Genomic DNA, 11,067 nt, shown 5'->3' on the forward strand with positions numbered 1-11,067 from the left:
ACTATGTCTAGTTCAGAAAAACACACACAAATTGGTCGAATGACCGCTAAACAAAAAGTTATCAATGTAGTTGGCGCAATTGTTATATGTGTCGGTGCCGTGTTGGTAATGAATGTACTAGATAAAAATCGTCAAACGAGCGAATCTCAACCCAAATCAAATATCCCAGCAGAATCAAGCAGCTCACTGATAGCAGCGCCGCAAAAAACTCAAGCTCAGCCAGCAGAAAAAGACAGGGTAAAAGTTGCAGGGCAAAATAACGCCCAAGCCATTACACCTGACAATCAGCAAGCATTAGCCGATAAACAAGCTGAAATTGAAGCCTTAGTAAAAGAGCTAGATGGCAATTTAGGCAACCCAGAAGAAAAGCTCCGCTTAGAAGGGCTGATTAATCAGAAGTTGCATGAATATAATCAACTCATATTGCCAGAAGCGCTCAAACAAATGAGCGCTGCACAATAATTTACGAGCTGGCTAAATTGGTAAAGTCTGTAATGCTGGTATTCGGCGCATCACAGACATTCGTGCCTTGGTCAAAATAATAGCTTAAAGGCACACCATCATCGCTATAACTTGGCATTTTATATGGCTCTGATGATGACAACCCTGCAGATTTAGCCGACATCCATATTTGTAACTTAAATTCGGCTAACAATTCGCTGACGGTTTTAAAGCCCGAAATATCATTAACAAACTCTTGCGTATCCATGTTGTACACTTGGGTAATAACATCGTCTTCAACTGTTATACGCATAGTTGGCGGAGCGGTTACATTTGGGCAGTCTGCAAAACTTTGGTCAAACTTAAATTCGTAGTGATCTGAATCTAACGCTTCCCAAACGTTTATTGCGTCTTTAACTTGGTCTAACAAATGATATTTTTTGTGATCAGAAATGACCTTATATTCACACATGTCGTCAAACTGCGGGTTGTCTAAAGTAGCTAATCGCGCAAAACCTAGGTTTTCAGCTTCGGCTAAGTCGCCCATATGAATGGTAAAAATATTGATACTGCCAGTATCTGACCCACAGCTTTCAGTGTAACTAAAACCATCATGACCTTTTTGACTACAGTGCATCTCAATGTCTTGTTCAGCTAAAACAAAAGCGCTTTGAGCTAAGCTCATTGCACTTGATGAGTCACACGCTAGTTGTTCATCATCTATATACACTCTTACATGATGTTGGTCTTCATCGATATGGTAATCGAAGTCGTTGTCACAGCCTGCTAAGGCCGTTATCGCCGCGAGAGATGCTGCGCCAATTGTAAATTTGTTAGTGTTCATAATTACCTTCCTTATTGTTGTTAACTTATACAGTTAAGCTTAGCTCTGGAAAGCAAGGTAATCTGTTGTAAATTGTAATTGGCTGTTAACAGACGTTAACCGCCAAATTAGCGGCGTGAGCTCAGGTAAAATTTAAGCTGGCACACCACTATGAAATCTAAACTCATTATCTGGTGTTGAAATAAGCTCAGCTTCTTTTTCACCAAAAAATGCAATGCGCTCGCTAATGTCCGTTCCAGCGATTTCTTCGGCTAAGGTTAAATAGTCTTGGTAGTGACGTGCCTCTGAGCGCAACAAAGAGATATAAAATTTACCCAACTCATCATCTACGTGCGGTGCTAATTTAGCGAAACGTTCACACGAGCGCGCTTCTATGTAGGCACCACAAATAAGTTTGTCGATTAAGGTTTCAGGTTCATGAGTTTTTACGTGGCGAATCAATCCTTTGGCGTAGCGACCGGCAGTAATATTGTTATATTCAATGCCGTGCGCTTGCATAATCTCAAGTACTTGATAAAAGTGATGAAGTTCTTCTTTAATTAACAGCACCATTTTATCAATTAAATCTTGGCCGTATTTGGCATCAGCACGTGCTTGTATGTTCTTACTCAGTTTGTTGCTATCTTTTATTGTTTCGAGCGAACCCTTTTTACGGTAGATAAAATCTTCGTATGGATGCAACCACGCCAGCAAAGCATCGCCACTTTCTTTATCAACAGCGTATTTGCGAATTAACCACATTGCGGTCTGAGCGGCCTTGAGTTCACAGATCATATGATCTGTTAATAACATAGTTAAGTTTTCAGATTGTTTTGCAGCTTTCACCCAAGAATCTGGAGTTGCGCAATGTAAAAAACTATTAATAGGTTCGAGTAATTTGTCCACGGATAAATCTTAATTTGAGATCAAAATCGATAGTCGTTCAGATGCAGAATTGTACCATAAGCAAACCTAAGCAATATAAACTTTAGTTTGCTATATTGTTACTAATTAAAACAATACAAATTAGAGCAATCGATGAGCGGTGAGCATACAACCAATATTAAATTTTTTGATGAAAAATTAGATTCCTTGCATCAAAACTTAATGTCTGCAATAAATCATGCTCAATTTGCTGTTGAGTGGGTCGATTGTCAAACAGGGCGATTTTTAAAAGTAAATGAATACGCTGCCTCGTTACATTATATGGATGTAAGTGAAATGACAGGTATGTTGTTATGGGATATTGACCCAATTTTTACTGAAGAGATGTTTTTTGCATTTGTGGCAGACCTAAGGGAAAAGAAAGTTATATGTTTGGAAACAAAGCACATAAAAAAAGATGGTGAAGAATTTCCAATTGAAGTTACTGTTAGTTATCGAGGGAAAGAAAACGACAGTCCAGAGCACTTTGTGGCATTTATTCGCGATATTTCCGAGCGAAACAAACAAAAACAAGAGTTGTTAGAAGCTAAGGAACGGGCAGATAAAGCGAGCAAAGCTAAAAGCGAATTTTTAGCCAATATGAGCCATGAAATAAGGACTCCGCTCAACGGAATATATGGGTCATTACAAATTCTAAAACAAGAGTCATTGAATTCTAGCTCAAATCAAGTTGTTGACCGCGCGCTATTCTCTTGCAAAACCCTGTTAACCATTATTAACGACATCCTTGATTACTCTAAAGTTGAAGCGGGTAAATTGACACTGGAAGATATTCCTTTTTATTTTGAACGCTCAATTCAAGTGGTTATGTCGGATGTAACGCCTATTGTCGCAGACAAAAATATTAAATTAGTATTGGATATTGAAGATGGTTTTATCGACGGTTGGCAGGGCGATCCAGTCAGGGTAAAGCAGGTTTTGTTAAATTTGGTCTCTAATGCGGTTAAGTTTACTAAAGACGGTCAGGTAACAATTAAGGTTTCCTCCAGTTTATCAAATGAAGATTCTAGCTTGTTTTTTAGTGTGAGTGACACTGGTATTGGTATGTCAAACGAGGCAATTGAGCAGCTATTTTCTCGTTTTGTTCAAGCTGATAATTCAACAACACGGAATTATGGCGGCACTGGTCTTGGTATGGCTATCACCAAGTCATTAGTTGATTTAATGGATGGAAGCATTTCAGTTGAAAGTGAGTTGGGGAAAGGTAGCTGTTTTAAAGTTGCCCTTCCGCTTAAAAAAGCCAAAGTAGCTGAGATAAAGCAACGCCAAGGCGATATTGTGGTGCCTAATTTGTTAGGTAAAAAAATCTTAATTGCTGAAGATAACGAAATAAATCAAATTATTATTAAAACCATGATGGAGCCGACGGGGGCAAATGTTCAAATTGCTAATAATGGCTCTGACGCAGTTGCTATGACTTTGGACTTTCAGCCAGACTTGATCCTTATGGACATTCAAATGCCGGTAATGGATGGGATACAAGCTTGTAAGTTAATTAAACAAAAATTACCTCAAATCTCGGTAGTTGCACTAACCGCCAATGTGATGAAAGAAGACGTAGATAACTATCGAATAAGTGGCTTTGATAGTTATCTAGCTAAACCGATTGAAATGAAAGAATTATATAGCGAAGTCAAAAGTTGGATTGACTATTCGGCTTAACCACGCAGTAAACGCGCTCTCACCGATTTACCTTTTAACTTACCATTACTGATTTTGCTCAAAGCTAGTTTGCGTTTTTCACGATTTACTGCGACATATGCCCAATTATCAAATAATTGAATTTTACCTATGTCGTCACCTTGTAAATCTTTATCGCGTGTCAGCGCACCTAAAATATCACCGGCGCGAATTTTTTGTTTTTTACCACTATCAATTTGTATGGTTGCCATGGTCGGTGGGGGGATTTCTCGTTGCAAAACACTAGCACGAGGTAGAGCTTCATCACGAATCTCTCTGCCGAGCAAATCATTTAACAGCTCTATTTTGTACTGATCTTTGTTGGTAAAAAATGAAAAAGCTAACCCTTTGTTACCAGCGCGCCCTGTGCGGCCAACTCTGTGCACATGCACTTCAATATCGTGTGCCATTTGGTAGTTAAATACAGCATCCAAATTGTCAACATCTAAACCGCGGGCGGCCACGTCGGTTGCGACCAAAATGCTAGCACTTTTATTGGCAAACTGAACCAAAGTTTGGTCGCGTTCTTTTTGTTCTAAATCACCATTTAATGCAAGTGCACTAAAGCCTTGATTATTCAGTTTCTGGCATACGGTTAAGGTTTCAGCTTTGGTATTACAAAACACTACACTTGATTGCGGTTGATGTTGCAACAACAATAAACTTAATGCGGCGAGCCTATCTTCATTATTGTTTACATGAAAAAAGTGTTGGCTAATGCTGCTTTGGTCGTGATTAGATTCCACTTTCACCATAATTGGCTTGTGCATTATGCTGGCGCTTATCGCTTCTATTTTTTCTGGAAAGGTTGCGCTGAATAATAAGGTTTGACGCTCTTTAGGTATCTGTTCAACCACAGCATCAATTGCTGATTGAAAGCCCATTTCTAACATTCTGTCTGCTTCGTCTAAGACAAAAGTATCAACAAAACTTAAATCTAGAGTTTGGCGGTTAAGGTGGTCTTCAATACGCCCTGGTGTACCTACAATGATATGGGCACCATGGTATAAAGAATCTATTTGTCGGCCAATAGGCACACCACCGCATAGGGTTAAAATTTTAATATTGTGAATAGCGCGGGCGAGTTTACGTAGCTCAGCGGATACTTGTTCGGCCAATTCACGAGTAGGGCACAATATTAAAGATTGAATTCGAAATTGTTTTACATTCAGTTTGTTTAATAAACCTAAACCAAATGCGGCGGTTTTACCAGAGCCGGTTTTGCCTTGGGCAATGACATCTTTACCTTGAATAATAGCCGGTAAACTTTGCGCTTGGATATCTGTCATGCTGTGATATTGCAAAGACGCTAAGTTTTCTAGCAACTCAGTGCGTAAACTGATTGAATCGAATGTTGGTTGTGACACTGAATGGCCTCGGTTAATAAGTTAATATGGTGTTGTAATGGCTGAGAGCTTTTAATTTAGCGCTGAAAGCTCAGTTAACGGCCAGCGTGGTTTAATTTCTATATTGCTGCCTGCTTGACCTGCTTTTAAGCGTTGGCAACCAGCGTAAGCGATCATCGCGCCATTATCGGTACAAAATTCTAAGCGTGGGTAATACACTTTGCCGCGCAGTTTTTTCATTAATTCTTCTAGTTGCTCGCGTAAAAATACATTCGCACTAACACCGCCAGCTATTACTAAACGCTTGTGACCGGTTTGTTTTAATGCGCGTTTGCATTTTATTACTAGGGTATCTACCGCTGCTTCTTGAAACGCGTATGCGATATTGGCTAAGGTTTGCTCTGATTTATCTGAATCACGCAGGGTATTTGCCGCAAAGGTTTTTAACCCTGAAAATGAAAAATCTAAACCGGGTCTGTCAGTCATAGGTCGTGGAAATTTATACACTCCAGCTTGGCCTTGCTCAGCTAGTTTAGCTAAACGCGGGCCACCTGGATAATCTAAGCCCATAATCTTGGCGGTTTTATCGAAAGCTTCACCGACAGCATCATCAATACTTTCACCTAATAAGGTATATTCGCCTATGCCTTTTACTTCAACCATTAATGAATGTCCGCCTGATACTAATAAAGCAACAAATGGATATTCAGCTTGGGTTTCTTCAAGCATAGGGGCGAGCAGGTGGCCTTCCATATGATGCACACCAATAACAGGTTTATTCCAAGCAAATGCTAGGCCGCGAGCAACGGTGGAGCCGACTAACAAAGCCCCAATTAAACCTGGACCTGAAGTAAAAGCTATGCCGTCTATATCTTCTTTGGTTGAATTTGCTTCAGCTAAAGTTTTCTCAATTAATGGCACTATTTTACGAATATGATCGCGCGAGGCTAACTCGGGGACTACACCGCCATAGTCTGCGTGCAATTTTACTTGGCTATATAATTGATGGCTTAACAAACCTTGTTGGTCGTCGTAAACTGCTATACCAGTTTCATCACATGATGTTTCTATGCCTAAAACGCGCATTTTTTACCTCAATAACTGCTTGTTGGCGCGCATTTTAGCCATCTTGAATTTATTTAACCAGTTTTTGTGTTCAATAACTTTACTTTCATTGAATAATTGGATTACAATTCGGCACCATTTTTTAGTAGAACCGCTTAATAATTGTTCGAAGCGGTCAATATCAAATTATCCTGAGGTGATATTTAATGCCAATTGTTAAGGTAAGAGAAAACGAGCCGTTTGACGTAGCTTTACGTCGTTTCAAGCGTTCATGTGAAAAAGCGGGTATTTTAGCAGACGTACGTAGCCGCGAATTTTACGAGAAGCCAACTTCTGAGCGTAAGCGTAAAAAAGCAGCTGCTGTTAAGCGTCACGCTAAGAAAGTTTCGCGTGAAAACGCTCGTCGTGTAAAGTTATACTAAGAGATTAGATAAACTCATGACTCTTACTGAACAGCTGAAAAACGCCATGAAAGAGGCAATGAAAGCCAAAGACAAGGTTCGCCTTGGTACTATTAGGCTTGCGTTGTCTGCCATTAAACAATTAGAAGTTGACGGCCAAAAAACCTTAAATGATGATGAGGTTTTAGCTGTGCTTACTAAAATGGTCAAACAGCGTAAAGACTCAGTTGAACAGTATACACAAGGTGGCCGTGCCGACCTTGCAGATATCGAAGAAGCAGAAATTAAAGTATTAGAAACTTTTTTACCTGCAGCATTAAGCGAGCAAGAAGTTGCCGATTTAATTGCGAATGCAGTGTCAGAAAGTGGTGCTCAAGGCATGCAGGACATGGGTAAGGTGATGAACCTAATTCGTCCACAAGTGCAAGGCCGAGCAGATATGGCTGTTGTCAGCCAACTTGTTAAAGCAAAATTAAACGCTTAACTTTCAGCTTGATCTCTTTTTAACAAAACCGCACAATTGTGCGGTTTTGTTGTTTTACACGCATAAGAATAAATGGCCGGACGCATACCCAAAAGTTTTATTGACGATCTAATTGCCCGTACAGATATTGTAGAGGTAATAGACTCGCGTGTGCGTTTAAAAAAAGCCGGCAAAAACTATTCTGCTTGTTGTCCTTTCCATAACGAAAAAACACCTTCTTTTTCAGTCGCACCAGATAAACAGTTTTATTATTGTTTTGGTTGTGGTGCTAAAGGCAATGTTATTTCATTTTTAATGGAATATGACAACCTAGAATTTGTTGATGCAATTGAAGAACTTGCAGGCCAGCATGGTTTAGCTGTACCAAGGGAAGGTGGTCAAGATAATCAGTTTCATAATGTACATGCCAAACAAGATTATGAATTAATGGCCCAAGCTATTGAGTTTTATCAATACAAACTCAATAACGATGCGAATTCACCAGCTGTATTGGACTACATAAATCAGCGCGGCTTAAACCAACAAACTATTGAACATTTTCAAATTGGCTATTCACCAGACGAGTGGGATGGTTTGTTAAAAGCGGTCGGCAAAAGCCGTCAAGCAGCCGAGCAATTACGCGATATCGGCATGCTGATTGAAAAAGAAGAAAACAAACGTTTATACGATAGATTTCGTGGGCGTTTAATGTTTCCTATTTTAGATAGGCGTGGCAAATGCATAGGTTTTGGTGGGCGAGTTTTAGGTGATGCTAAACCTAAATATTTAAACTCGCCAGAAACGCGTATTTTCCATAAAGGCCGCGAATTATACGGTTTATATCAAGCACGTAATGCTAATCGCTCAATCGACCGTTTAATTGTGGTTGAAGGTTATATGGATGTAGTCGCTTTGTTTCAAGCTGGCATTACTTATGCGGTTGCATCCTTAGGTACTTCAACAACCGAAGACCAAATTAAGCTGATGCTTAGAACAACCAGTGAAATTGTTTGTTGTTATGACGGTGATAATGCCGGTAGAGCCGCCGCGTGGCGCACATTAGAAAATGCATTACCCAGTTTAGTTGATGGCATTCGAATTAAATTTATGTTTTTGCCAGACGGTGAAGATCCTGATTCGTATGTTAAAGCGCACGGAAAAGCGGCTTTTGAGCAACAAGTTGATCAAGCACAAGACCTAGTTGCTTTTTTCTACCAGCAACTTTACGAAAAAATTGGTGAAACTGAAGGGGATTTTGCTCGTTCTAAATTAAGCCAATTAGCGCAGCCGTTAATTGATAGTATGCCGGAGAGTGAATACAAACATTCAATTAACTCAACATTGGCGGTTAAGTTAAAGCGAGAGTTGCCGACACAGAAGGTGGATAGAGTCGGTCAAGCCAAAGCAAAGCTTGCACAACAAAATGCTGCAAGCAGTAAAAAAATCACCCCTGTTAGAATGGCGGTTGCATTATTGTTATCTTGCCCCCATCTATTAGATCATCTGGCGCATTTACAAGATGGCCAATTAGAATTACTCGCGGCTATGGACGAGCCAGGTGTCGAATTTTTAGTGTTATTAATACGCTACTATCGCCAGCATCCTAATGCTAGCGCTGCTTCCATGCTCGAAGATTGGCGTGGAACTAAACAAGAAAAAATACTCTCTCAGTTGTTAGCTTGGGAACATCATGTCGATGAAGCAAACACAGAAGTGGTATTTTTAGATGCAATTGAAAAAATATTAGCTATGTTTGTTAATAGGCGAAAAGCTGAATTACAAACAAAAGCTAAGATGAATTTGATTACACCTGCTGAAAAGCAAGAATATTTACAGTTATTGAAAGCTAAGTGAGCCATCAGTGTACTAAAATCTTGACTAAATATAGTAGTTATCAATTTCAATTTATGTATTCGGTGTAAAACTCTGCTATAATGACGAGTTCACTGCACAGTTATTTTATTTTCATTTCATAGGTAATCGGAAGTCTGTATGGAGCAAAACCGTCAGTCACAACTTAAGTTGCTCGTTGCTAAAGGTAAAGAGCAGGGCTATTTAACTTATGCCGAAGTTAACGACCATCTACCACAAGAGATAGTCGATTCAGACCAGATTGAAGACATCATTAGTATGATCAACGACATGGGTATTCAGGTTTTCGAATCTGCGCCTGATGCCGATGCATTATTGATGTCAGAAGAAACAAATGCTACAGACGAAGAGGCTGCAGAAGCAGCGGCTCAAGCTTTAGCTTCAGTAGAAAGCGAGATTGGTCGAACGACAGACCCAGTACGTATGTATATGCGTGAAATGGGTACGGTTGAGCTTTTAACGCGTGAAGGCGAAATTGACATTGCTAAGCGTATTGAAGAAGGCATCAACCAAGTTCAATGCTCAGTTGCAGAATTTCCAGAAGCCATCACCTATTTGTTAGATCAATACGACAAAGTCGAAGCGGAAGAAATCCGTTTAACTGATATCGTATCTGGATTTATTGATCCAAATGAGCCTGATGATGTTATGGCTCCAACTGCTACTCACGTTGGTTCTGAATTGTCGCAAGACGAGTTAGACGATGAAGATGATGACGACGATGATGATGCAGAAGAAGATACAGGTATTGATCCTGAATTAGCGCGCGAAAAATTCAATGAATTACGTGTAGCATACGAAAACGTCATGAAAGTTGTGGATGAAAAAGGCCGCAGCCACCCTGATACACGTGCGCAAATTGAAGAATTAAGCAATATCTTTAAGTTATTCCGCTTAGTGCCAAAACAGTTTGATAAATTGGTTGGCCATATGCGTGGCATGATGGATAAAGTTCGTACACAAGAACGTATCATCATGAAACACGCGGTTGAATATTCAAAAATGCCGAAAAAAGAATTCACACGTGCATTTGCAGGTGATGAAACATCTACAGCTTGGTTAGACAATGCAATTGCGGCAAACAAAGATTATTCAGTTAAGCTTGACGAATATAAAGACGAAATTTTACGTTGTATTCAAAAGCTTAAGCAAATTGAAGAAGAAACTAAACTCAGTGTTGTTAGCATTAAAGACATCAACCGTCGTATGTCTATCGGTGAAGCGAAAGCGCGCCGTGCGAAAAAAGAAATGGTTGAAGCCAACTTACGTTTGGTAATTTCAATTGCGAAAAAATACACTAACCGTGGTTTACAGTTCTTGGATTTAATCCAAGAAGGTAATATAGGTTTGATGAAAGCGGTAGATAAGTTTGAATACCGTCGTGGTTATAAGTTTTCAACTTATGCAACTTGGTGGATCCGTCAGGCGATCACGCGTTCAATTGCTGACCAAGCACGTACCATACGTATTCCTGTACATATGATTGAAACGATTAATAAATTGAATCGTATTTCTCGTCAAATGTTGCAAGAAAAAGGTCGTGAGCCAACACCTGAAGAGTTGGCTGAACAAATGCAGATGCCGGAAGATAAAATCCGTAAAGTGATGAAAATTGCCAAAGAGCCTATCTCTATGGAGACACCAATTGGTGATGATGAAGATTCGCACTTAGGTGATTTTATTGAAGATAACACCATCAGCTCTCCAGTTGATGCTGCAACTTCAGAAAACTTACAAGCAGCGACACGTGACGTTCTAGCTGGTTTAACCGCGCGTGAATCTAAAGTATTACGTATGCGTTTTGGTATTGATATGAATACTGACCACACGTTAGAAGAGGTTGGTAAGCAATTTGACGTAACTCGTGAGCGTATTCGTCAGATTGAAGCTAAGGCATTACGTAAATTACGTCATCCTTCGCGCTCTGAGCAATTACGCAGCTTCTTAGACGAATAGTCAGCTACTGCAAATATCTTATTTAAAAAAGCCTCGAAAGAGGCTTTTTTTATGCCTAAAATTTACCTTATTTTC

General features: G+C 39.7%; 10 protein-coding genes. 6 read left to right on the forward strand and 4 right to left on the reverse strand.

The genetic code is table 11. The features are described 5' to 3' along the window. The first annotated feature begins 3 nt into the window (after nucleotides 1-3). Entirely contained in the window at nucleotides 4-462 is a 459-nt protein-coding gene (locus WSC_RS0109900) for a hypothetical protein (protein ID WP_016955761.1), read from the forward strand. A gap of 1 nt (nucleotide 463) precedes the next feature. Here WSC_RS0109900 and WSC_RS0109905 read toward each other — a convergent pair whose 3' ends face one another. Then, nucleotides 464-1,285: a DUF6174 domain-containing protein gene (locus WSC_RS0109905; protein ID WP_016955762.1), complete on the reverse strand. Its 822-nt coding sequence runs from the start codon at nucleotides 1,283-1,285 to the stop codon at nucleotides 464-466. 132 nt (nucleotides 1,286-1,417) lie between these two features. Further along, complete coding sequence (gene miaE / locus WSC_RS0109910; RefSeq protein WP_016955763.1) at nucleotides 1,418-2,170, reverse strand: tRNA isopentenyl-2-thiomethyl-A-37 hydroxylase MiaE; 753 nt, start codon at nucleotides 2,168-2,170, stop codon at nucleotides 1,418-1,420. A gap of 132 nt (nucleotides 2,171-2,302) precedes the next feature. On the opposite strand from miaE, the gene WSC_RS22420 reads away from it, so the two are divergent. Beyond that, a complete protein-coding gene (locus WSC_RS22420) occupies nucleotides 2,303-3,871 on the forward strand; it encodes a PAS domain-containing hybrid sensor histidine kinase/response regulator (RefSeq protein WP_016955764.1) in 1,569 nt (522 codons plus the stop codon). On the opposite strand, the gene dbpA is transcribed toward WSC_RS22420, so the two are convergent. Both dbpA and tsaD read right to left on the reverse strand, forming a co-directional pair. After that, complete coding sequence (gene dbpA / locus WSC_RS0109920) at nucleotides 3,868-5,256, reverse strand: ATP-dependent RNA helicase DbpA (protein ID WP_016955765.1); 1,389 nt, start codon at nucleotides 5,254-5,256, stop codon at nucleotides 3,868-3,870. The two genes, WSC_RS22420 and dbpA, sit on opposite strands and share 4 nt — an antisense overlap. Nucleotides 5,257-5,307: 51 nt before the next feature. Further along, nucleotides 5,308-6,321, reverse strand: a complete 1,014-nt coding sequence (gene tsaD, locus WSC_RS0109925) for a tRNA (adenosine(37)-N6)-threonylcarbamoyltransferase complex transferase subunit TsaD (protein WP_016955766.1) — start codon at nucleotides 6,319-6,321, stop codon at nucleotides 5,308-5,310. Between the two features lie 185 nt (nucleotides 6,322-6,506). Here tsaD and rpsU point away from each other — a divergent pair, with 185 nt between their 5' ends. From rpsU to rpoD, 4 genes are all read left to right on the forward strand, one after another. Further along, the gene (rpsU, locus tag WSC_RS0109930; protein WP_016955767.1) at nucleotides 6,507-6,722 is read left to right on the forward strand and encodes a 30S ribosomal protein S21; all 216 of its coding nucleotides are present in this window, start codon (nucleotides 6,507-6,509) and stop codon (nucleotides 6,720-6,722) included. A 16-nt stretch (nucleotides 6,723-6,738) separates the two neighbouring features. Further along, nucleotides 6,739-7,185 carry a GatB/YqeY domain-containing protein gene (locus WSC_RS0109935; protein ID WP_026016782.1) on the forward strand — a complete coding sequence of 149 codons (447 nt, stop codon included), beginning with the start codon at nucleotides 6,739-6,741 and terminating at the stop codon, nucleotides 7,183-7,185. 72 nt (nucleotides 7,186-7,257) lie between these two features. Continuing rightward, a complete protein-coding gene (dnaG, locus tag WSC_RS0109940) occupies nucleotides 7,258-9,018 on the forward strand; it encodes a DNA primase (RefSeq protein WP_016955769.1) in 1,761 nt (586 codons plus the stop codon). A 138-nt stretch (nucleotides 9,019-9,156) separates the two neighbouring features. Continuing rightward, nucleotides 9,157-10,992: an RNA polymerase sigma factor RpoD gene (gene rpoD / locus WSC_RS0109945; RefSeq protein ID WP_016955770.1), complete on the forward strand. Its 1,836-nt coding sequence runs from the start codon at nucleotides 9,157-9,159 to the stop codon at nucleotides 10,990-10,992. Nucleotides 10,993-11,067 lie beyond the last annotated feature (75 nt).

Source organism: Catenovulum agarivorans YM01 (assembly GCF_000281085.1).
GTDB classification, from domain to species: domain Bacteria; phylum Pseudomonadota; class Gammaproteobacteria; order Enterobacterales; family Alteromonadaceae; genus Catenovulum; species Catenovulum agarivorans.